Raw genomic sequence first — 19,355 nt, 5'->3', positions numbered from 1 at the left:
TTAAGCCCGCCGCCCCCGCGATCCCTGCAGGGCGCGCAGCGGATATGAACCTGTGACGTTCCGGGCGCTTGCCAGTTCATCCGAAAGTACCGATATAGCCGCAGTAAGAGGCATACAGTTTGCACCTGGCGATGGTTCGCCCCATCCGGGTACGAGTCGAGTCGTCCTCTGTTGATGGGAGGCCTCACCCATGTCTTTCCTCATTGCGATGCCCGAAACCGTCTCGGCGGCGGCCACCGATCTGGCGGGCATCGGCTCAGGGCTCAGCGCGGCCAATGCGACCGCGGCGGCCACGACGACGGAATTGCTGCCGGCGGCCGCCGACGAGGTGTCGGCGGCCATCGCCGCGCTCTTCGGCGGCCACGCCCAGGCCTACCAGGCGGTCGGCGCGCAGGTGGCGGCGTTCCACGAGCAGTTCGTGCAGCTCCTCAACGGCGGCGCGGGCGCTTACACGGCCGCCGAGGCGACCAACGCGCAGCAGGCGGTGATTGGTGCGGTGAACGCGCCCGCCCAGGCGCTGGTGGGTCGGCCGCTGATCGGCGACGGCGCCAACGGCGCCGCCGGAAGCGGCGCGAACGGCGGGGCCGGCGGACTGCTGTGGGGCAACGGCGGCAATGGCGGCTCGGGCGGGGCGGGCCAGGCGGGCGGCAACGGCGGCAGCGCGGGGCTGCTCGGCAACGGTGGGTCCGGCGGCGCGGGCGGTGCGGGCCAGGCGGGCGGCAGGGGTGGTAACGGCGGATGGCTGAGCGGTAACGGCGGCAACGGCGGACAGGGCGGCGCCGCCGCGGCGGGCTTCAGCGGCGGCATGCCCGGGCGAGGGGGCGACGGTGGCAGCGCCATGCTGTTCGGCGCCGGCGGTGCGGGCGGCCAGGGCGGGACCGGCCTGGCCGGGGCAAGCGGTGTCAATCCGACGATTAGCGGGCAGGGCGCCACCGGCAGCGCCGGTACCAGCACCTACGACGCCAGCACCGGAAATTCCTTCGGGTTCAACGGCGGTGATGGCGCCGACGGCGGTCCGGGCGCCACCGGAGGCACCGGCGGCGCCGGCGCCTCGACCAATTCGAGCCAGAGCGGTGCGGCGGTCAGCGGCAACGGCGGTGCCGGCGGTGCCGGCGGCAACGGGGGCGCCGGCGGTAACGGTGGGAGCGCCCAGACCGGCGGGCTCGGATCGAACGGTGTGGCCGTCGGGGGCAACGGCGGCAACGGAACCAACGCTTTGGCGCCCGGTGGTGTGGGCGGGGCGGGCGGCGACGGCGGGAGCGCCATTGGCTTCAACACCGGTTCGCAGGCCGTCTCCGGGAGCGGCGGCGACGGAGGCGGTGGCGCCACGGGCGCGTCGGGCGGCACGGGCGGCACGGGGGGCGCGGGCGGTAATGGCGGCCATGGCGGGATGTTGGCCGGAAACGGCGGGGGCGGCGGCGCCGGCGGTACCGGCGGGGTGGGTGGCCTCGGAGCCTCGGGCGGCGCCGGTGGCGCCGCCGGCAACGCTTCGTTCGCCGGCGGCACCGTCAATTCATCCACCGTCCAGGGCGGCGCGGGTGGTGACGGTGGCGCCGGCGCCTCCGGTGGAACGGGCGGCACCGGAGGGTCCGGCGGCGCGGGCGGTCACGGCGGAGCCGGCGGGCTATTCGGTGACGGGGGCGCCGGTGGAAACGCCGGCGCGGGCGGCCACGGCGGGCAAGGTGGCGGCGGCGGTGTCGGCGGCGCCGGCGGCGATGGCGGCAATGCGTCCGCGTCCGGGGCCGCTACGACCTACGGCGGCGGCGCTGGCAACGGTGGCCATGGTGGTGACGGAGGCAATGGCGGCAACGGCGGCGGCGCCGGCACGGTCGGTGTCGGTGGCTCCGGCGGCCAGTTCGGCCAGAATGGCGATAACGGCGCCGCGGGCACCGGTGGTACCGGCGGCGCCGGGGGCAGTGGCGTCAGCGGCGGGGGTGCCGGCACGCCTGGCACGGGACAGACAGCCGGCGGAACTAGCGGCACCGCCGGCGGCCACGGCGCCGACGGCTCGCAGGGCCAGGACGGCTAACCCAACCGCGCGATCTCGTGCCGCCACGCCGAGTCGGTATTGAAGCCCGGCCCCAGGTCCGGCAGCTCGTCCCAGTCGGCGTCGTCGATGTCGCGCAGCGTTCCGCCGGCCGCGCGCACTCGCAAGGACATCCGCGCCAGCGCGTCCACGCTGATCGCCTGCAGCACCGCCTGCTGAATTGTGCCGGCGGCGCTGGTGATTCCGTGCCCCCGCAGGATCACCACCGGCCGGCCACCCATCGCCGCCACCATTTCCTTGCCCAGCGCCGAGTTTCGAATCAGCACGGCGCGCTCGTAGACCGGCACGCCGCTGCGCGCCAGCCAGGCGCCGGGAATGTCGAAGGCGCCGTAGATCGGCCTCAGCGTGATGCCGGCGAGGTCGGCGGCGACGACGGCGGGCGGGTGCAGGTGCGCGACGGCCCGGTGGGCGGGGTTGGCGAGCATGGTTTCCACGTGGATGGGCAACTCGTTGGGCACCCGGTAGCCGTCGAGTTCGCCTGCGGCGCCGGCGGTTCCGTCAAACGTGATGAGCCTTATGTCGCCGGGGCGGGTGAACGCTACCCCGGCGTCGGTGTCGCTTCGGCAGCGCACGAGCAGCCGCTCGTCGTCGACGCGCAGGCTCAGGTGCCCCAGGATGCCGTCGACCAAACCGCGCGCCGCCGCGACCCGGCAGCCCTGCGCCACCAGTTCACGTTGCGCGTCAAGGGCCGTCATCGCGGCGCGCCCAGCGCGAATCCGCCGTCGGGATGGATGGTTTCGCCGGTGATGCCCCGGGCGCGGTCGGACGCCAGGAACACGAAACTCCACGCGTGGTCCGCCCCGGTGAGCGCGACGCCGAGCGGGCTGCGCGCCGCCATGTCGCGCGCCCGGTCCGGAGTGTCGTCGAGGCGGACGCCGCCGAGCCCCAGGCTGGCGAGGCCGCGCAGGTCGGTGTTGAGCGTGCCGCCCGGGGCGACCCCGTTGACCCGAATCCCCGGCGCCAGTTCGTGAGCCAGCGTCGCCACCAGCCCGCGAACCGCGAACTTCGACGATACGTACAGCGCGCCGCCGCGCCCCGGATGGTACGACGACGTCGACTCGGTCAACACGATCGACGACCCGCCGGTGGCCCGCAACGCGGGCAGGGCCGCCTTGACGGACTGCAGGTGGCTCAGCACGTTGGTGCGGAACATCTCGTCGAACGCGGCGGACAGGTCGCCGGCGTCGATGTCGCCGATGCCCCGGTAGAAATCGAAGATCCCGACGCAGTTGACCAGGGTGTCCAGCGCGCCGAACGCATCCACCGCCGCGGCGACGGCGCGCTCGTTGGCCTCGGGGGTGATGGCGTCGCCGTCGACCACCGGCACGTCGGGCAGCTCGCGCCGCAACCGTTCGCACTTGCCGGAGTCCCGTTCCAGCACGGCGACTTTGGCGCCCTCGGCGCGAAACGCGTCCACCACTGCGCGCCCGATGCCCGAACCGGCGCCCACCACCAGCGCCCGCTTGCCCGCGAGCCAGGCCGTCATGCTTCTCCCTCGTCGGGGAGCAGCGGCCCATCGGGATTGCCGACCATGGCCGCCAGCGTACGGGTGTTCTGCCGGGTCAGCGCCTCGATCTCGAGCGCGTCGAGGGAAATCGAGCGTCCGGTCTTGGGCGCGCTGATCAGCAGCCGCGACCCGTTGCGGGTGTCCACCCGCTGGACAACGACTTCGGTGAATTCGTTGGCGATCGTGATGCGTTCGTTCACAGGAATACCGCCAGGTTCTGCATCCGCAGCACCGACTCGTCGACGAAGATGTTGCGGCGGGCCAGCTTCCAGCGATCGCCGCACCGGCGCAGCAGGTCCTCGCGGCCGCACGACACCAGCGCGCTCTCGTTGACGTCGCCGCGGCTGCGGAAGAGCAGTTCGGCCGACTCGACGAGCAGATGGGCCTCGTCCTCGCACTCGAACGCGCGCACGTTCGTGATGAAGTGCCGCAGCCGCGACGGCGGATCCTCGGTCCAGGCGTGCTCGGTGGCGAAGCGAGCCGCGCGCTGGGTCAGCGAGTACTTGTCCTCGTCGAAGTGCGCCATCCCCGGTGACGTGTCGAAGCCGGCGCCGCGCGCGGTCGTCACCCGGACCGGCATGACGTAGCGGACGTCGTCGGTCAGCGTGTCCAGCCACGCGTCGTAGTGCTGGGCGTCCAGCAGGTAGGCCTCGTCGACCAGGAACTGGTGCGCGCGCAGATGCCGAATGTCGTTGAACGGCAGGGGTTTTCTCATTGCAGGTAGTCCGCCCACAGCTTGAGCAATTCGCGCTGGTTGTGCTCGTTGTAGCCGACCTGGGCGCGCCCGGGCCCGTGGAACGCGTCGGCGGGCAGCGCCACAACCACGGGGCTGTCGTCGCCGAGCAGCCCCATCCGGCTGTTCAGCAGCAGCCGCCGCGCCATCGAGCCGCCCGCGGTGGTGGTCAGCGACACCCAGTTCTCGACGTCGTCCTGCTCGAACATGCCCGTCGACCCGAAGCACATCAAATAGGCCTTGTACGAGTCCTTCTTGAACGGCTCGGGCGCCGCGGAGTCCACCGCGAACCAGGAACAGACCTCGGTCTCGTTCTCGCTGATCGGCTGCCACAGCCGGATCGAGATGAAGGGCAGCACCTGATCGTCGTGACCGTCGCGCACTTTCGGCCAGTTGTGCACGAAGCTGAGGTTGGGAAAGCAGGTGGCCGCCGAGATCATGAACCCGTCCTCGCCGACCACCCGCTGCTGGCGCGGCGTCCACGCTTCCCTGATGCGGCCGATCATCTCGTCGGGGTAGCCGACGTAGCGCATCCGCCGATCGAAGTCGCCCGGCGGCAGCTTGTAGGTGGTCCCGCCGCCGCGGTGCGCCCAATACGTCGCCCCGTCCTTGCGCTTCTGGGCTTTTGGCTCGCGGAACAGGCCGATGTCGACGATCGACGCGTGCGTGTGCGGCGTGTGGTACATGTCGCCGGCGAAATTCTCGGCGCCGATCTTCCAGTTGGCCTTGATGCGCCAGCGCTGCGGCCCCCGCACCTCCAGGCCGTCCGTGCTCTGCCTGGTGTAGAAGTCCAGGTAGAACCGGAAGTCGCCGAGGAAATCCTCCAGCGGTTCGGCCGCCGGGTCCATGCTGATGAACAGCAACCCGTTGTAACTGGCGAAACTCGGTGCGGGAAGCAGGCTTTGGCCGTCCCGGACCAGCCCCTCGTCGCCGCCGTAGGCCTCGCGGTGAAACGGCAGCCCGATCAGCCGGCCGTCGTTGCGATACGACCAGCCGTGGTACGGGCAGCGGAAGTTGGAGGCGTTGCCCAGCTCAGCGCGGCACACCTGCATGCCGCGGTGCAGGCACATATTGAACAGGGCCCGCACCTTGCCGTCGGAACCCCGCGTGATGATGAACGAGTCGTCGAGCACCCGGCGCACCACGTAGTCGCCGTCGTGCGGGATCTCCGACTCGTGGCCCACGAACGTCCACGCCCGGCCGAACAGGCGCTCCCTTTCCAGCGCGAACACTTCCGCGTCGTTGTAGATGTGGGCGGGGATCATCCCGCGCCGCACGTTGTCGAAAACGCTACGAAGGTCGGTCACGCGGTCCTCTGTTATACAGAAATGGCTTCTGCTAACAAGAATCCCGCACCTGGGCCGCCTGGTCAATCCCCACACCAGCGACCTCGGAGCATCCTTGTGGCTAACTCACAGGCGTCACACAACCGGCGGACCGGGTGGCGCCGCTACGGTTGTCACGTCGGGCCCACCGAACGTGTGAGCGCGACGTAACACCGGGGCATTCGCCGATTTCACGGGTGGTATCGGCGAATATCTCTTTATTTGAGGAAGGACGGTTTCATGGTTGATCGGTCCCGGGGGGCCGCTGGTCGGCTGCGGGAACTCGGACCGCGGGTGCTGTCAGCTATCGGGCGTCAGGAGTGGCTGGATCGGCCGAGCTATCGCCTCGAGCACCTGCTCAGCTTCGGCTACAACGCGCTGGGCGGCGCCCGCGACACCGTCACCAACGCGCTGCACGGCGTCTGGCTGGGGCATCCGGTTCATCCGCCGCTGGCGTCGCTGACGAGCGGAGCGCTCGGCACCACGGTGGCGCTGGACGCGCTGAGCCTGCTGCCCGGCCAGCGGCCCAGCGAGGTCCGCGACGCGTCGCGGTTCGCGACCCGCGCGCTGGGGGTGGGGATCCTGGCCAGCGTCGGCTCGGCGATCACCGGCACCACCGACTGGCAGCACACCCACGAGGAGGACCGCCGGGTGGGGCTGGTGCACGGGCTGGTGAACCTCGCTGCCACAGCGCTTTACGCGCAATCCTGGTGGGACCGCCACCGCGGCCGCCATGGCCGCGGCATCGCGCTCACCGCACTCGGCTACGCGATCACGCTCGGCGGCAGCTACCTCGGCGGGTCCCTGGTGTTCGAGTCCGGCATCGGGATCGACCGCTCGGGTGGGCGGCTGCGCGCCACGGAGTGGACGCCGGTGCTGCCCGCCAGCTCGCTGAACGGAAAGCCGGTCCGCGTCGAGGTCGACGGTGTGGGATTGGTTGTGTGCCAAACCAAACCGGGTGAGGTGTCGGCGTTCGGCGAGTTCTGCCCGCACCTGGCCGCGCCGATGGCCGACGGCTGGGTCGATCGCGGCCGGGTCGTGTGCCCGTGGCACGGCTCGTGGTTCGCGGCCGAGTCCGGTGAGGTGTTGCGCGGACCCGCGGCGGCGCCGCTGCCGTGCTACGAGGCCAGGTTGGCCGACGGAATGGTTGAGGTACGTGCCGAGGAGGTAGCGAAGTGAACGCCTATGACGTCTTGAAGGAGCACCATGTCGTGATCAAGGGCCTCGGCCGCAAGGTCAGCGAGGCGCCGGTGAACAGCGAAGAGCGCCATGACCTTTTCGACGAGATGCTCATCGAACTCGACATCCACTTCCGCATCGAGGACGACCTGTACTACCCGGCGCTCAAGGACGCCAGCAAGCTGATCGCGGTCGCCCACGCCGAGCATCGGCAGGTGGTCGACCAGCTTTCGGTGCTGCTGAAGACGCCGCAGAGCGCGCCCGGCTACACCGACGAGTGGAACTCGTTCAAGACGGTGCTGGAGGCGCACGCCGACGAGGAGGAGCGCGACCTGATTCCCGCGCCGCCCGAGGTGAAGATCACCGACGCCGAGCTCGAGGAGCTGGGCGACAAGATGGCCGCGAAGATGGAGCAGTACCGCGGCTCGGCGCTGCACAGGCTGCGCACCCGGGGCAGGGCGTCACTGGTTCGCGCCCTGTAACGGCGGGGCGATGCTGGTGCTCGCCGTCACCACGCGAGCACGAGGCGACCTCGCACACCGCCGGCTTCCAGCCGGCGGTGTGCGTCGGCGGCCCGCGTGGCGGGCAGCGTGTCCGCTACGCGCAGGGTCAACACGCCCTGTTCGACGAGATCGCGCAAACTGCCGAGCACATCGGTGCGGGTGGTGTGGTCGGTGACGGAGACCACGTGCCACCTGATGCCCCGTTCGCTGCTGCCAGCATGCTGGCGCGCCGAGGTAACGGCGCCGCCGTCCCGGATCGCGGGAACGATGGCGTCGGTGTACAGCGCCGCGTCGACGGCACCGTCCACTCCATCGGGTATCGCGCCGCGAATGTGTTCGGCCAGTCCGTCACCACGGGGGACGACGATGTCCGCCCCCAATCGCGTGACCAGTTTTTCGTCGGTTTCGGCGGCATCGGCGATCACTTGCAGCCCTTGATGTTTGGCTAGTTCAACGGCGTAGCCTCCCAGAGCTCCGGCCGCCCCCGTCACCGCGACTATGCCGCCACGGGGAACGGCGAGGGCTTCGAGCATGGCGTATGCGGTGAGCGCGTTCATCAGAAGGGTCGACGCCGCAACGGTTGTGGCATTGCTCGGTGCGCGAACGACCGAGCGCGCGTCCGTCACGATGTATTCCGCGTACGCGCCAACCTTGCCCATCGGGCTGAGTGCGAGCCCGATGACCTGCTCTCCCACGCCGATCGCCCCGCTACCAGGGGCCTCGTCGAGAACACCACAGAAGTCCCAGCCCGTCACGTAGGGCGGCTCGGGATAGCTGCCTCCAGGCAGGGTTTCCGGCGCGTAATTGCGTTTCATCCAGCCCGATCGGGCTGCGGTGTCAGCGGGATTGACCGCCGCGGCCTGAACACGGACTCGGACTTGCCCAGGCCTCGCATGGGGCTCCTGCATCTCCAACACGCGCAGCACGTCGGGACCACCGAACTCGGTATAGCCGATTGCTTTCATACCCGCCTCAACTGATCAGCTGTGGGCGTTATTTCGGTGTTCGGAAGCTATCGCCTGCTGCCGCGGGAGTAGCGTCACAGCTCATGAACCCCGAGTGTGTCGCGTCGCAGGGCGACATCTCGGCGGAGATTGTCCGCATCGCGGCCGAATATCGGGGCGCGGCTGGAGGGGTCGGGCCGCAACGGCAGCCGCTGCTCGACTATCCGCCCTACCGCAGCAGCGCCCTGCGCCATCCGAAACGTCCCGCGTTGGTCGTCGACCCGGAGGAGCTCGAACGCCACGCGCCGTGCTTCGGCGCCCACGACGTCGACCCTCGCGACGCCGACCTGACGGCGGGCCATCCCGGCGAGCCGATCGGGGAGCGGGTCGTCGTGGCCGGGCGGGTGCTCGACGACTCCGGGAAACCGGTGGCGGGCCAGCTGATCGAGATCTGGCAGGCCAACGCCGGCGGCCGCTACCGCCACATCCTCGACCAGCACCCGGCCCCGCTGGATCCGAACTTCGTCGGCGCCGGCCGTTGCCTGACCGGGCCCGACGGGTCGTACCGCTTCCTGACCATCAAGCCCGGCCCCTACCCGTGGCGCAACCACCGCAACGCGTGGCGCCCGGCGCACATCCACTTCTCGGTCTTCGGAACGGCTTTCACGCAACGCCTCGTCACCCAGATGTACTTCCCGGGTGACCCGCTGTTCGACCTAGACCCGATCTTTCAGTCGATCCCCGATCCCGCCGCCCGGGGGCGGCTGATCGCCCGTTACGACCACGACCTCACCGAGCCGGAGTACGCGACCGGCTACCGCTGGGACATCGTGGTCTGCGGCGGCCGCCGGACCTGGACCCAAGACGATGGCTGAATTGGCTTGCACCCCAGGGCAAACGGCCGGCCCCTTCCTCGGGCTGGGCCTGCCGTATCCCGGTGACAGCCACCTGGTCGGCGACGGGCATCCGCGGGCGGTCCGGCTGCACGGCACGGTCTACGACGGCGCCGGCCAGGTGGTGCCGGACGCGCTGGTCGAACTGTGGCAGGCGGACGGCGCCGGCCGCATCCCGCACCTGGCCGGCTCCCTGCGGCGCGACGAAACGTCGTTCACCGGGTGGGGCCGGAGCGCGACCGACGCCGCCGGGCACTACGCCTTCACCACCGTGACGCCCGGCCCGGGCGAGGCCGGGCGGGCGCCGTTCTTCGCGCTCGCCGTGGTCGCGCGGGGCCTGCTGGACCGATTGTTCACCCGCGCCTACCTGCCCCACGACGACGTGAGGGCCGACCCGGCGTTGGCCGGCCTGGTGTGCATCCCCGAAAGCGGCTGCGCGGGATACCGTTTCGACATCCACCTGCAGGGCCCGAACGAGACCGTGTTCCTGGAGTATCGGCGATGACCAACCTGCTGTGGCCCGGCGACCAGCGGGCCGGCACGCACATGACGGACGCCGCGCTGCTGCAGGCGATGGTCGCGGTCGAATCCGCCTGGCTGGCGGCCCTGGCCGCCGCCGGCCTGACGCCCGGCGACTGCGCCGGGGCGGACCTGGCGGCCCGGCTGCGTGACGGCGACCTCGAGTCGCTCGCGGCCGGCGCCGAGGGCGGCGGCAACCCGGTCATCGGCCTGGTCGAGCTGCTGCGCGGTCGCGCCGGGCCCGTCGTCGCGCCGTGGATCCACCGGGGTCTCACCAGCCAGGACGTCGTGGACACCGCCCTGATGCTGGGCGTGCGCGCCGCCGCCGACGAGCTCATAACCCAACTCGCGCAACAGAGTTCGACGCTGTCGGACCTCGCCGCCGCGCACCGGGCCACGCCCATGGTGGCGCGCACCCTCACCCAGCACGCGGCTCCCACCACGTTCGGCGCCAAGGCGGCGCGCTGGCTGGACGGCGTCGTCGACGCCCACGAGCGGCTCGCCGGGCTGGTCACCCCGATCCAGATCGGCGGCGCCGCCGGCACCCGGCCCGCGACCACCGAACTGGCGACCCTGCTGGGCGGGGCGGCCGATCCCGCGGCGATCTCCGATCGCCTGGCGCAAAACGTCGCAACGTCTTTGGGGCTCAGCGACCGGCCGCCCTGGCACACGACGCGGACGCCGGTCACCGCGGCCGCGGATGCCTTCGTCGGCTGCACCGACGCCTGGGGCCGCATCGCCTCGGACGTCGTCACCCTGGCCCGCCCCGAGATCGGCGAGCTGGGCGAGCCGGCGGGCGAAAACCGCGGCGGATCGTCGTCGATGCCGCACAAGCGCAACCCGGTGCTATCCATCCTGATCCGGCGGGCCGCCGTCGCCGCGCCGCAATTGGCGGCGACGCTGCACACGGTCGCCGCGCTCGCCAACGACGAACGGCCCGACGGCCCGTGGCACGCCGAATGGGACACCCTGCGCACGCTGGTGCGGCGGACCGTCATCGCGGGGTCGCAGTGCGGCGAGCTGCTGGCCGGGCTGGAGGTGCGTTGCGCGCGGATGGCCGAAAACCTGGGCGCGGCGGACGTTTACGGCGAACAGCGCGCGATCTCCGACCTGGTGGGCAAGCCGCCGTCGGCAACGTACTTCGGCACTGCCGACCGGCTGATCGATCAGAGCCTGGACCGCGCCGGGCGGGTACTCAAAAACCGCTAGTCGCCCACGCCTTGGCGTCGGCCTTGTAAATGCTGGCCAGCCAGATGTGCTCCAGCATGTCGATCACGCGGTCCTCGGGGATGGCCGGCTCCTCGGCGGTGAACGTCGCGGCCATCACCCGCTCGCTCAACATGTTCAGCGCGACGGACAGGTCCTCGGCCGGGTAGGTGTCGGGGGCGGCGCCGCGCCGGCGCTCGGCATTGATCGCCGCGGTGGTGTGGGAGATCCACTTCTGCATCAGCGTCGACCACAGCTGCCGGACCTCGGGGTTGGTGGCCTTCGCCGCGGCGCCCGCCACCGCGACCGCCCGGTGCGAGCCCGACACCTCGAAGAACGCCTCGATGCGCGCCCGCCACAGCGCCGCGGGGTCGCGGAATAGCTTGCCGGTCAGCGCCGTAAGCGCCGCGTGCGCCTTGCCGTTCATCTGGTCCAGCAGGGACAACAACACGGCGTTCTTCGACTGGAAATAAAAGTAGAAAGTGGGGCGGGAGATGCCCGCGCCCTTCGCCAGGTCGTCGACGGAGAAATCGGCCAGCGGCCGCTCCTGCAGCAGGCGCTCGGCGGTGGCCAGGATGGCTTGTTCCCGGTCGTCGCCCGAATGATGCGCCGAACGGCGGCCCCGGGAGGCGTGCATCTACTCGGCCTGCCTGAGGTAGGACACGACCGTTACTTTATGGACGCGCCGATATAAGTCAACGAATTGCTGATTAATATCGGCGGTTTGTTTATCGACCAATTTGTTGAATGGCTGGTGACTTTCGCCCCCACTTTGCGGCGCCCGCCGGTGGTCGCATCGAGGTGGGCTAAAACCCGGCAAGGCAAGGAGACTGGCGATGACCGGCAAGGCTGACGGCACCAAGACCTGCCAAATCGACCTGGTGGTCGAAGAGCACGAAGAGCGCACCCGGGCGAAGGCGCGGCTGGCCTGGGCGGGCAGAAAGTTCGTCGGTGTCGGCCTGGCGCGGCTCGATCCCGCCGACGAGCCGGTGGCCCAAATCGGCGACGAACTGGCCATCGCCCGGGCGCTGTCCGATCTGTCGAATCAGCTGTTCGCCTTGACCTCGACCGACATCCAGGCCAGCACCCACGAGCCGGTCACGGGCCTGCACCGCTGACGCGCGTCATGATGCGATCCAGCACCGTCTTGGCGAGGTCGCCGTCGTCGGCGACGCGGGGGAGTCCACGCCGCCGCAGGAAGGTGTCCAGGCGCCGGTCGGGCGACCAGTCGGCATAAATGGGACCGAGGTAGCGCGAGCGCAAGAATTCACCCGCGAGGGCGTCAACGTCGGAATCGGACAGTAACAACGGTGGGCCACCACCCATAACCGTCAATCTCCTTTGTTCAGCCGCAACCGCCGCAGCCAAGTTACGTCAGACGAGGTCATTATTGCGTCACGCGCCGATTGCGGATAGGGCCCAAAGTCACCTCCGGTGGGCAGCCAGACATCGGTGCGGCGGCGGGGGCGCCGGTGACGCCGACTGGGCCAGCGCTCAGACGAGCAAAGGTCTTCTGATGGGTCGCGTCAGACCGCGTGTGGCACAGCAGCTTTCGCGGAGGGGTCCAGCACGAGCGCCTGGCGGCGCCGGTGCACCGTGAGGTAGCGCAGCCCGTCCGGGCCGGCGGTGAACTGACGACGGGAACGCCGCGGCAACCAGAGCAACGCGCCGGGGAAGAGGTCGACAGTGCCCGTTTCGGTGGTCAGCCGGCCGCCGCCGGACAGCACGTGGATCAACACGTCCAGGTCGGGCCCGGCGTGCGAGTCGATGCCGCCCGCGGCCGGCAGCGCGATGACGTTCGAGTCCAGGTCGCGCTCCCTGGCCTCGAGCGTCCACACGGCTCCTGCGGCGTCCGGCTCGGCGTTGGCCGAGAAGGCGTTGGTATCGGCCAGGATTCGCGGCGGCGGGGTAGCGGCGAGCTTGCTGATCCGGATCCGCCAGACCCGCGGTCCCTTCTCGACGTATTCCCAGCCGTAGCTGCCCGGGTGGTCGGCGTCGAACTCGGCCCGCAGGTGCTTGGGGTCGTGGTTGTTCACCAGCACGAGGGATTCGCCGACCCCCAGCGCGCCGTAGGCCGCGAAGATCGTCGGGTGCTTGTCCGGCCTGCGCAGCTCGCGCACGTCAAGTTCGGTGTCGGCCATGGGTTTCCGCAACTCCTTGGTTTATACAATAGAAATTGTGTAAACTCTAGCGCATGACGTACGTGATCGGAAAGCCGTGCATCGACGTGATGGACCGGGCCTGCGTCGACGAATGTCCCGTCGACTGCATCTACGAGGGCGGCAGGGCGCTCTACATCCACCCGGACGAACGCGTGGACTGCGGCGCGTGCGAACCGGTGTGCCCGGTGGAGGCGATCTACTACGAAGACGACCTGCCCGCGCAGCTCAAGCCCTACCTGGCCGATAATGAGGCGTTCTTCACCGAAGTCCTGCCCGGCCGCGACGAGCCGTTGGGATCGCCGGGCGGGGCGGCCAAGGTCGGGCCGCTCGGTGTCGACACACCGCTGGTCGCCGCCCAAGCCAGGGCCGACGAGACCAAAGGAGCGTGAGCGGCATTACGTCAGTCGGAGAAAACACCGGTCGCCGCCGCCGTGAGGTGCTGCGGCTGTTGCGGTCGTCGCCCGTTCCGCTGAGCATCGTTGCGATCGCCGAACAGCTTGGCGTGCACCCGAATACCGTGCGCTTCCACCTCGACAGCCTGCTCGCGAGCCGGCAGGTGGAGCAGGTCGAGCATGACCGCAAGGGTCCCGGGCGCCCACCGCTGATGTTCCAGGCGGTGCGGCAGATGGATCGCGGCGGGACGCGCCACTACCGCATGCTCGCCGAAGTCCTGACCGAGGCGCTCGCCGCCGACCGGAATCCGCGCGCGAAGGCGGTGGCCGCCGGGAAGGCGTGGGGGCGGAGCCTGGAATCCCGCGCGAAGGCGCCGAAGGCCCGCAACGCCGAGGAGGCGGTAAATCGGCTGGTCGGCGTGCTCGACGACCTCGGGTTCGCCCCGGAACGCCGGACCTCCGACGGGCAGCAGGTGGTCGGCCTGCGGCACTGCCCGTTCCTGGAACTGGCCGAGAGCCGCGGTGCGGTCGTGTGCCCCATCCACCTCGGGTTGATGCAGGGGGCCCTGGAGACGTGGGGGGCGCCGGTTTCGGTCGATCGCCTCGACGCGTTCGTCGAACCGGATCTGTGCCTGGCCCACATCTCGCCGGCTCGATCCGCCCGGTGAGCACCGGATCCGCGATCGCCGTCGCGGTCACCTTCGTCTGGCTCGGCATGGTGCTGGCCATCTCGTTCCTCGAAGCCCCCCTGAAGTTCCGCGCGCCCGACGTGACGGTGCGGATCGGCCTCGGCATCGGGCGCCTGGTCTTTCGCGCGCTGAACACCGTCGAGGTCGCCTTCGCCCTCGTCGTCGTCGCGATCGTGGTCTCGGGCCCGTCGACCGCGCGGGTCGCCGTGGCGTTCGCGGTCGCCGTCGCCGCCCTGGCGATCCAGCTGATCGCGGTGCGCCCCCGGCTGACCCGCCGCTCGGATGCGGTGCTCGCCGGATCGGAGGGGCCGCGGTCCCACGCGCACCATGTCTACATCGGCCTGGAGGCGGTCAAGGCCGTTGCCTTGCTCGTGACGGGGATACTGCTATTGACCGTCTGATCGCGGGCGTGCACGACGGAAGGGGACGACCATGGAATCCATCTCGTTGACCGGCCTGGCCTCCGAAAAGCTGGCCGAGGCGGGTCGGTCGCACAGCGGACGCGCCGCGCACACCATCCACGGAGGTCACACCCACGAACTTCGGCAGACCGTGCTGGCCCTGCTCGCCGGCCACGACCTGTCGGAACACGACAGCCCGGGTGAGGCGACGCTGCAGGTGCTGCAGGGTCACGTGCGCCTGACGACCGGTGGCGACGCGTGGGACGGCAAGGCCGGCGACTACGTCGCGATCCCGGCGCAGCGGCACGCGCTGCACGCCGTCGAGGATTCGGTGGTCATGCTGACCGTGCTGAAGAGCCAGCCCGGGGCGCACTAGCTCGATGCTATCCACTCCCTGGTCAAGGGGTTTCGGGCTGCGGGTGCCGATCGTCAACGCCCCGATGGGCGGGGTCGCCGGTGGCCGGCTGGCGGCCGCCGTCACCGCGGCCGGCGGGTTGGGCATGGTCGGCATGGGCAGCGATGGCAGCAGGGAACTGCTGCGGGCCCAGTTGCGGCACGTGCACGGGACATTCGGAATCGGCTTGGTGGACTGGGTGATTCGGACCCAGGAGGGCCTCCTCGAGGATGCGCTGGCGGCCGGGCCGGCGCTGCTGTCGGTCAGCTTCGGCAGCGACTGGTCGTGGGTCGCCAAGGCGCGCGACGCTGGAATCCCCACCGTCACACAGGTTTACGATGGCCTGGGCGCCCGTAAGGCCGTCGACGCCGGCGTCGACATCCTGGTCGCGCGGGGGGCCGAGGGCGTCGGGCACGGCGAGGTCAAGCTCGCCACGCTGCCGTTGCTCGACGACGTGCTGGACGCCGTCACCGTGCCCGTCCTCGCGGGCGGCGGCGTCGCCTCGGCGCGAAGCCTGGCCGCCGTGCTGGCCGCCGGCGCCAGCGGGGCGTGGGTGGGCACCCGGCTGGCGGCCTGCCCGGAGGCGCTCACCGGCGACGGCAGCCGCCGCGCCCTGATCGCCGCCCGGGCCACCGACACGGCCGTCACCCGGGCCTTCGACGTCGCCCGAGGGCTGCCCTGGCCGGCGAGGTTCCCGTCACGCGTGCTGGCCAACGACTTCGTCGCGCGCTGGAGCGGCCGCGAGGAGGCGCTCGATGCGCCGGCGTGCGACGAGCTGGCCGCCGCCGTCGGCGCCGACGATCGCCGCGTCGCGCCCGTCGACGCCGGCGAGGGCGTCGGGATGATCCGCGACGACGCGTCGGTGGGGGAGGTCATCGGGCAGATGTGCGCGGGCGCCGAGAGTTTGCTTACCGGGTGGGCCCAGCGGTCCTGAGCACGACGCAGCACCGGTCCGGGCCGGGGCAGAGCCGGGCGTCGGGGCCGTGCGGCGCCAGCGCGTCGGCCACCCCGGTGATCAGCGCGTGGTTCATGTTGCAGGCCAGCTCCGTCTGCTCCTGCGCCAGCGCGTGGAACGGGCAATTCGCGAGCTCGACCTCGCCGCCGGCGGGCCGGGGTTCGTAGCCGTACCTGCGCAGCACCCGCAGCGCGAGATCCATCGCCGCCGAGGCGTCGCCCGGGGCGCGTTCGGTGGCGGCGATCGTCCGGCCGTAGTCGCGGGCGACACGGTTCAGCTCGTCGACGACGGGCTCGCCGGTGTCGGCCGACCGCGCGATCGCGGTGGCCATCAGGCGACCGGCCAGCTCGTACTCGCGCTGCGGCAGGCTGACCGCGATGTCGCGGGGCGCCCGGCGATACAGCTTGGACGTCCGCCCCGCGCCGGGGCCGGAGCGGCCCGTCAACCGCGCGTATTCCGTTTCCAGCAGGCCCTCGGCGGTGAGCCGGTCCAGGTGGAACTTGGCCTGGTGGTGCGGGACGCCCACGGCGTCGGCGGCCTGGTCTCGGCTCACCGGCGCGGGCTGCGAGCACACGAATTCGTAGAGCCGGCGGCGCACCGGGTCGGCGAGCGCGCCGATGCCGGCCGCGTCCCGCTGCAGCGCGTTCCCGTCGTCCATCCGACCTTCGTCTCTAACGGACAAAATGCTTGACGCTACAGTGTAACGGATCTAACGTACAAATTATTATCCGTTAGGAATTGGAGACAACCATGAGCACCGCACACGACTCCGCCACGCCCGCCCTCGCCGACCAATTGCGGGACCCGGCCTACTCGGCCTACCTCGCGCTTCGCACGGTCTTCACGATCGCGCCGATCGTGATGGGGCTGGACAAGTTCTTCAACGTGCTGACCCACCCGCATCACTGGAGCATGTACCTGGCCGGCTGGATCGACGGCGTGGTCCCGGGCACCGCCGACCAGCTCATGTACGTGGTGGGCGTGATCGAGATCGTGGCCGGTGTGTTGGTGGCGGTGGCGCCGCGGTTCGGCGCCTGGGTGGTGGCGGCCTGGCTGGCCGGCATCATCATCGACCTGGTCACCGTGCCCGGCTTCTACGACATCGCGCTGCGCGACTTCGGTCTGCTGGTCGGCGCCGCCGCGCTGGCCCGGCTGGCGCAGGGCGTGCACGACGGCAGCGTCGGCTACACCGCGCGCAGGTAGCGCCGGGCGATGACGCGCTGGGCCGCCCTGACCAGCGGCCCACCCGCCCTTGCCCACCAGGCCGCCGGCCGGGAGAACGCCGACACCTCCGCGTACACGGCGTCGGTGGCCGGGTCGCGGCGCACCACGAAGCGCTCCTCGCCGGACTCCGGATGCCCGGGCAGGGTGCCGTAGCCGAAGCCCCGGATGTCGGGCTCGTCGACGACGTACACCACCCGGCACGGCGCGGGCAGGAAACCCATCCGCACCACCAAGACGGCGTCGAGGACGGCGACCTCGGAGCTGGCCCGCACGCGCAGCCCGGACCCGCGTTGCATGCCCCAGCGCATGACCGCGTCCGCGGCCCGCTCGAAACGCTCTCGGCCCGTGCCGATTTGGCGCTCGACGTGTTGGTGGTGATATCCCGCGGGCAGCTCGCCGGCCGCGGTGGCGCCCACCTCGGTGTAGGTGAGCGGAAGTTCCTCGAGCGTTTCCAGGTCCACGTGTTCAGCGTACGGTCGCAGAGGTGACCACTCAGACTGTTGCCCAAGCGTCCGGAACGTTCACCCTCGGCGGGGACCTGACCGTCAACCGACTCGGTTTCGGCGCCATGCGCCTGACCGGCAAGGGCGTGTGGGGCCCGCCCGCCGACCGTGACGAGTGCGTCCGAGTGTTGCGGCGCGCCGTCGAGCTCGGGGTGAATTTCATCGACACCGCGGACTCCTACGGGCCCTACTTTTCCGAGGAGATCATCCACGACGCGCTGCATCCCTACGACGGCCTGGTGATCGCCACCAAGGCGGGGCTGCTGCGCACCGGCCCCGACGTCTGGGTCCCGCTGGGCAATCCGAGCTACCTGCGCCAGGAATGCGAGATGAGCCTGCGCCGACTCGGCGTCGATACCATCGACCTGTTTCAGCTGCACCGCATCGACCCCAACTTCCCGCTGGCCGACCAGGTGGGTGAGCTGGTCAAGTTGAAGGACGAGGGCAAGATCCGCCACATCGGCCTGTCCGAGATCGACGTCGACCAGCTCACCGCGGCCCAGCAGATCACCGAGATCGTGTCGGTGCAGAACATGTACAACCTGGCGTCCCGGGGCGCCGAGCCGCTGCTGGAAGCCGCGACCAGCCAGGGCATCGGCTTCATCCCGTGGTTCCCGCTGGCCGCCGGGCCGCTGGCCGCGCCAGACGGACCGCTGCAGCGCATCGCCGCCGAGCACGACGCGAGCCCGTCGCAGCTGGCGCTGGCCTGGCTGCTGAAGCGCTCGCCGGTGATGCTGCCGATCCCGGGCACGTCCAGCGTCGCGCACCTCGAGGAGAACGTGGCCGCCGCCGAGATCACGCTGAGCGACGAGGAGTTCGAGACGCTGGCGGCCGCGGGAGCCCAGCGGACGGTCTGACCACCGCGAACACCCCCGGCGCCGAGACAAAAATAGGGAAGATTCCCGATGATCCGACCCATCCCGCCAACGCACACTCCATAGGGAGCGCTCCGGGCGGCTGACGCGGCCACAGCGACCGCAACATTCCCACGGTGACGCGGCGTCACTGTGACTGCGGCGGCTGCCCGGACGCGTCCTATACGGATGCGTTGGTGGAGGGGCGAGATGTCGTTTGTGGTTGCGGCGCCGGCGGTCTTGGCCTCGGCGGCGGCGGATTTGCACAGCATCGGAGCGGCGCTCACCGAGGCCAACGCGGCGGCCGCCGGCTCAACGACCGGGCTGCTTGCGGCAGGAGCCGACGAGGTCTCGGCGGCTATCGCGGCGCTGTTCAGTGGTCACGGTCAGGCCTATCAGGGCCTTAGCGCGCAGGTGGCGGCGTTTCATCAGCAGTTCGTGCAGACCCTGACCGGCGGGGCGGGTGCTTATGCCCTCGCCGAGGCCGCCAACGCGTCGCCGCTGCAGACCCTGGAGCAGGACGTGTTGGGCGTGATCAACGCGCCCACCGAGGCGCTGCTGGGCCGCCCCCTGATCGGCAACGGGGCCGACGGCGCGCCCGGGACCGGGCAGCCGGGTCAGGCGGGCGGCATCTTGTGGGGCAACGGCGGCAACGGCGGGTCCGGCGGGACCGGTCAGGCCGGGGGCAACGGCGGCGACGCCGGGCTGTGGGGCAATGGCGGCCGGGGCGGCGCCGGTGGGATCGGCGCCACCGGCGCCACGGGCAACGCCAGCACCTTGACTAAGGGCGGCACTGGCGGGTTCGGCGGTAACGGCGGGGCGGGCGGTCACGGCGGACTGTTGCACGGCGACGGCGCACAGCACGATCGGGGCCGTGGTGGCGATCGATCAGCTTGGGCCGCAACGCGCCAAGGCCGAGTGGCTG

The 19,355-nt window shown here is 70.8% G+C and carries 26 protein-coding genes; 15 read left to right on the top strand and 11 right to left on the bottom strand.

Annotation, left to right across the window (positions count from 1 at the left end):
* The first annotated feature begins 190 nt into the window (after window positions 1-190).
* Entirely contained in the window at window positions 191-2,029 is a 1,839-nt protein-coding gene (locus A5655_RS05360; protein ID WP_067006352.1) for a PE family protein, read from the top strand.
* Here A5655_RS05360 and A5655_RS05355 read toward each other — a convergent pair.
* Genes A5655_RS05355 through A5655_RS05335 form a run of 5 tightly spaced genes read right to left on the bottom strand, consistent with a single transcriptional unit; the run spans window position 2,026 to window position 5,552 of the window.
* The gene (locus A5655_RS05355) at window positions 2,026-2,742 is read right to left on the bottom strand and encodes a class II aldolase/adducin family protein (RefSeq protein WP_067006349.1); all 717 of its coding nucleotides are present in this window, start codon (window positions 2,740-2,742) and stop codon (window positions 2,026-2,028) included. The two genes, A5655_RS05360 and A5655_RS05355, sit on opposite strands and share 4 nt — an antisense overlap.
* A complete protein-coding gene (hcaB, locus tag A5655_RS05350; protein WP_067006346.1) occupies window positions 2,739-3,533 on the bottom strand; it encodes a 3-(cis-5,6-dihydroxycyclohexa-1,3-dien-1-yl)propanoate dehydrogenase in 795 nt (264 codons plus the stop codon). The genes A5655_RS05355 and hcaB overlap by 4 nt, the downstream gene beginning before the upstream one ends.
* The gene (locus A5655_RS05345) at window positions 3,530-3,760 is read right to left on the bottom strand and encodes a dihydrodiol dehydrogenase (protein WP_231999080.1); all 231 of its coding nucleotides are present in this window, start codon (window positions 3,758-3,760) and stop codon (window positions 3,530-3,532) included. The genes hcaB and A5655_RS05345 overlap by 4 nt, the downstream gene beginning before the upstream one ends.
* Window positions 3,751-4,269 (bottom strand): 3-phenylpropionate/cinnamic acid dioxygenase subunit beta, encoded by a 519-nt coding sequence (locus A5655_RS05340; RefSeq protein WP_067006340.1) that lies wholly within the window; start codon window positions 4,267-4,269, stop codon window positions 3,751-3,753. Before A5655_RS05340 ends, A5655_RS05345 begins: the two co-directional genes overlap by 10 nt.
* On the bottom strand, window positions 4,266-5,552 hold the full coding sequence (locus tag A5655_RS05335) for an aromatic ring-hydroxylating dioxygenase subunit alpha (protein ID WP_067006632.1): 1,287 nt from the start codon (window positions 5,550-5,552) through the stop codon (window positions 4,266-4,268). The genes A5655_RS05340 and A5655_RS05335 overlap by 4 nt, the downstream gene beginning before the upstream one ends.
* Before the next feature lie 300 nt (window positions 5,553-5,852).
* Here A5655_RS05335 and A5655_RS05330 point away from each other — a divergent pair, with 300 nt between their 5' ends.
* Complete coding sequence (locus tag A5655_RS05330) at window positions 5,853-6,791, top strand: Rieske 2Fe-2S domain-containing protein (protein ID WP_067006337.1); 939 nt, start codon at window positions 5,853-5,855, stop codon at window positions 6,789-6,791.
* On the top strand, window positions 6,788-7,273 hold the full coding sequence (locus A5655_RS05325; protein ID WP_067006335.1) for a hemerythrin domain-containing protein: 486 nt from the start codon (window positions 6,788-6,790) through the stop codon (window positions 7,271-7,273). Before A5655_RS05330 ends, A5655_RS05325 begins: the two co-directional genes overlap by 4 nt.
* A gap of 26 nt (window positions 7,274-7,299) precedes the next feature.
* On the opposite strand, the gene A5655_RS05320 is transcribed toward A5655_RS05325, so the two are convergent.
* Window positions 7,300-8,259 carry an NADP-dependent oxidoreductase gene (locus A5655_RS05320; RefSeq protein ID WP_067006331.1) on the bottom strand — a complete coding sequence of 320 codons (960 nt, stop codon included), beginning with the start codon at window positions 8,257-8,259 and terminating at the stop codon, window positions 7,300-7,302.
* An 83-nt stretch (window positions 8,260-8,342) separates the two neighbouring features.
* Here A5655_RS05320 and pcaH point away from each other — a divergent pair, with 83 nt between their 5' ends.
* The 3 genes from pcaH to A5655_RS05305 are packed head-to-tail and all read left to right on the top strand — an operon-like array spanning window position 8,343 to window position 10,859.
* Window positions 8,343-9,113 (top strand): protocatechuate 3,4-dioxygenase subunit beta, encoded by a 771-nt coding sequence (gene pcaH / locus A5655_RS05315; protein WP_067006328.1) that lies wholly within the window; start codon window positions 8,343-8,345, stop codon window positions 9,111-9,113.
* A complete protein-coding gene (pcaG, locus tag A5655_RS05310) occupies window positions 9,106-9,636 on the top strand; it encodes a protocatechuate 3,4-dioxygenase subunit alpha (protein ID WP_067006325.1) in 531 nt (176 codons plus the stop codon). Before pcaH ends, pcaG begins: the two co-directional genes overlap by 8 nt.
* Window positions 9,633-10,859, top strand: coding sequence for a lyase family protein (locus A5655_RS05305; RefSeq protein ID WP_067006322.1), 1,227 nt, complete (start codon window positions 9,633-9,635; stop codon window positions 10,857-10,859). Before pcaG ends, A5655_RS05305 begins: the two co-directional genes overlap by 4 nt.
* On the opposite strand, the gene A5655_RS05300 is transcribed toward A5655_RS05305, so the two are convergent.
* The gene (locus A5655_RS05300) at window positions 10,846-11,493 is read right to left on the bottom strand and encodes a TetR/AcrR family transcriptional regulator (RefSeq protein WP_067006319.1); all 648 of its coding nucleotides are present in this window, start codon (window positions 11,491-11,493) and stop codon (window positions 10,846-10,848) included. The two genes, A5655_RS05305 and A5655_RS05300, sit on opposite strands and share 14 nt — an antisense overlap.
* A 199-nt stretch (window positions 11,494-11,692) precedes the next feature.
* On the opposite strand from A5655_RS05300, the gene A5655_RS05295 reads away from it, so the two are divergent.
* Window positions 11,693-11,974, top strand: coding sequence for a DUF1876 domain-containing protein (locus A5655_RS05295; protein WP_067006316.1), 282 nt, complete (start codon window positions 11,693-11,695; stop codon window positions 11,972-11,974).
* Here the strand turns inward: A5655_RS05295 and A5655_RS05290 are convergent.
* Both A5655_RS05290 and A5655_RS05285 read right to left on the bottom strand, forming a co-directional pair.
* On the bottom strand, window positions 11,955-12,182 hold the full coding sequence (locus A5655_RS05290) for a hypothetical protein (RefSeq protein ID WP_067006313.1): 228 nt from the start codon (window positions 12,180-12,182) through the stop codon (window positions 11,955-11,957). The two genes, A5655_RS05295 and A5655_RS05290, sit on opposite strands and share 20 nt — an antisense overlap.
* Before the next feature lie 200 nt (window positions 12,183-12,382).
* Complete coding sequence (locus tag A5655_RS05285; protein ID WP_067006310.1) at window positions 12,383-12,997, bottom strand: DUF2249 domain-containing protein; 615 nt, start codon at window positions 12,995-12,997, stop codon at window positions 12,383-12,385.
* A gap of 53 nt (window positions 12,998-13,050) precedes the next feature.
* Here A5655_RS05285 and fdxA point away from each other — a divergent pair, with 53 nt between their 5' ends.
* From fdxA to A5655_RS05260, 5 genes are read left to right on the top strand one after another with little or no spacing between them, the layout of a single operon-like run.
* Window positions 13,051-13,407, top strand: a complete 357-nt coding sequence (gene fdxA / locus A5655_RS05280; protein WP_067006309.1) for a ferredoxin — start codon at window positions 13,051-13,053, stop codon at window positions 13,405-13,407.
* The gene (locus A5655_RS05275) at window positions 13,404-14,078 is read left to right on the top strand and encodes a metalloregulator ArsR/SmtB family transcription factor (RefSeq protein ID WP_067006305.1); all 675 of its coding nucleotides are present in this window, start codon (window positions 13,404-13,406) and stop codon (window positions 14,076-14,078) included. The genes fdxA and A5655_RS05275 overlap by 4 nt, the downstream gene beginning before the upstream one ends.
* The gene (locus tag A5655_RS05270) at window positions 14,075-14,500 is read left to right on the top strand and encodes a hypothetical protein (RefSeq protein WP_067006302.1); all 426 of its coding nucleotides are present in this window, start codon (window positions 14,075-14,077) and stop codon (window positions 14,498-14,500) included. The genes A5655_RS05275 and A5655_RS05270 overlap by 4 nt, the downstream gene beginning before the upstream one ends.
* A gap of 31 nt (window positions 14,501-14,531) precedes the next feature.
* The gene (locus A5655_RS05265) at window positions 14,532-14,876 is read left to right on the top strand and encodes a cupin domain-containing protein (RefSeq protein ID WP_067006299.1); all 345 of its coding nucleotides are present in this window, start codon (window positions 14,532-14,534) and stop codon (window positions 14,874-14,876) included.
* 4 nt (window positions 14,877-14,880) lie between these two features.
* A complete protein-coding gene (locus A5655_RS05260; protein ID WP_067006296.1) occupies window positions 14,881-15,828 on the top strand; it encodes a nitronate monooxygenase family protein in 948 nt (315 codons plus the stop codon).
* Here A5655_RS05260 and A5655_RS05255 read toward each other — a convergent pair.
* Window positions 15,803-16,507, bottom strand: coding sequence for a metalloregulator ArsR/SmtB family transcription factor (locus A5655_RS05255; protein WP_067006293.1), 705 nt, complete (start codon window positions 16,505-16,507; stop codon window positions 15,803-15,805). The genes A5655_RS05260 and A5655_RS05255 overlap by 26 nt on opposite strands.
* A 92-nt stretch (window positions 16,508-16,599) precedes the next feature.
* Between A5655_RS05255 and A5655_RS05250 the strand changes: the two genes are divergently transcribed.
* Complete coding sequence (locus tag A5655_RS05250; RefSeq protein ID WP_067006290.1) at window positions 16,600-17,052, top strand: DoxX family membrane protein; 453 nt, start codon at window positions 16,600-16,602, stop codon at window positions 17,050-17,052.
* Here A5655_RS05250 and A5655_RS05245 read toward each other — a convergent pair.
* The gene (locus A5655_RS05245) at window positions 17,034-17,534 is read right to left on the bottom strand and encodes a DUF1990 family protein (protein ID WP_067006288.1); all 501 of its coding nucleotides are present in this window, start codon (window positions 17,532-17,534) and stop codon (window positions 17,034-17,036) included. The genes A5655_RS05250 and A5655_RS05245 overlap by 19 nt on opposite strands.
* 23 nt (window positions 17,535-17,557) lie before the next feature.
* On the opposite strand from A5655_RS05245, the gene A5655_RS05240 reads away from it, so the two are divergent.
* Both A5655_RS05240 and A5655_RS05235 read left to right on the top strand, forming a co-directional pair.
* Entirely contained in the window at window positions 17,558-18,433 is an 876-nt protein-coding gene (locus A5655_RS05240) for an aldo/keto reductase (RefSeq protein ID WP_067006285.1), read from the top strand.
* A gap of 207 nt (window positions 18,434-18,640) precedes the next feature.
* Window positions 18,641-19,355: PE family protein (locus A5655_RS05235; protein ID WP_156764704.1), on the top strand; the 715-nt coding region annotated here is incomplete at its 3' end.

The sequence above is a fragment of the Mycobacterium sp. 1081908.1 genome, from assembly GCF_001673535.1.
Lineage (GTDB): Bacteria > Actinomycetota > Actinomycetes > Mycobacteriales > Mycobacteriaceae > Mycobacterium.
Note: the sequence above shows the minus strand (reverse complement) of the source record. Positions and strands in the feature narration are given on the sequence as shown.

Coding starts and splice junctions, on each gene's coding strand:
- A5655_RS05360 (WP_067006352.1), top strand. CDS start 191: ATGTCTTTCCTCATTGCGATGCCCGAAACCGTCTCGGCGGCGGCCACC.
- A5655_RS05355 (WP_067006349.1), bottom strand. CDS start 2,742: ATGACGGCCCTTGACGCGCAACGTGAACTGGTGGCGCAGGGCTGCCGG.
- hcaB (WP_067006346.1), bottom strand. CDS start 3,533: ATGACGGCCTGGCTCGCGGGCAAGCGGGCGCTGGTGGTGGGCGCCGGT.
- A5655_RS05340 (WP_067006340.1), bottom strand. CDS start 4,269: ATGAGAAAACCCCTGCCGTTCAACGACATTCGGCATCTGCGCGCGCAC.
- A5655_RS05335 (WP_067006632.1), bottom strand. CDS start 5,552: ATGATCCCCGCCCACATCTACAACGACGCGGAAGTGTTCGCGCTGGAA.
- A5655_RS05330 (WP_067006337.1), top strand. CDS start 5,853: ATGGTTGATCGGTCCCGGGGGGCCGCTGGTCGGCTGCGGGAACTCGGA.
- A5655_RS05320 (WP_067006331.1), bottom strand. CDS start 8,259: ATGAAAGCAATCGGCTATACCGAGTTCGGTGGTCCCGACGTGCTGCGC.
- pcaH (WP_067006328.1), top strand. CDS start 8,343: ATGAACCCCGAGTGTGTCGCGTCGCAGGGCGACATCTCGGCGGAGATT.
- pcaG (WP_067006325.1), top strand. CDS start 9,106: ATGGCTGAATTGGCTTGCACCCCAGGGCAAACGGCCGGCCCCTTCCTC.
- A5655_RS05305 (WP_067006322.1), top strand. CDS start 9,633: ATGACCAACCTGCTGTGGCCCGGCGACCAGCGGGCCGGCACGCACATG.
- A5655_RS05300 (WP_067006319.1), bottom strand. CDS start 11,493: ATGCACGCCTCCCGGGGCCGCCGTTCGGCGCATCATTCGGGCGACGAC.
- A5655_RS05295 (WP_067006316.1), top strand. CDS start 11,693: ATGACCGGCAAGGCTGACGGCACCAAGACCTGCCAAATCGACCTGGTG.
- A5655_RS05290 (WP_067006313.1), bottom strand. CDS start 12,182: ATGGGTGGTGGCCCACCGTTGTTACTGTCCGATTCCGACGTTGACGCC.
- A5655_RS05285 (WP_067006310.1), bottom strand. CDS start 12,997: ATGGCCGACACCGAACTTGACGTGCGCGAGCTGCGCAGGCCGGACAAG.
- fdxA (WP_067006309.1), top strand. CDS start 13,051: ATGACGTACGTGATCGGAAAGCCGTGCATCGACGTGATGGACCGGGCC.
- A5655_RS05265 (WP_067006299.1), top strand. CDS start 14,532: ATGGAATCCATCTCGTTGACCGGCCTGGCCTCCGAAAAGCTGGCCGAG.
- A5655_RS05260 (WP_067006296.1), top strand. CDS start 14,881: ATGCTATCCACTCCCTGGTCAAGGGGTTTCGGGCTGCGGGTGCCGATC.
- A5655_RS05255 (WP_067006293.1), bottom strand. CDS start 16,507: ATGGACGACGGGAACGCGCTGCAGCGGGACGCGGCCGGCATCGGCGCG.
- A5655_RS05250 (WP_067006290.1), top strand. CDS start 16,600: ATGAGCACCGCACACGACTCCGCCACGCCCGCCCTCGCCGACCAATTG.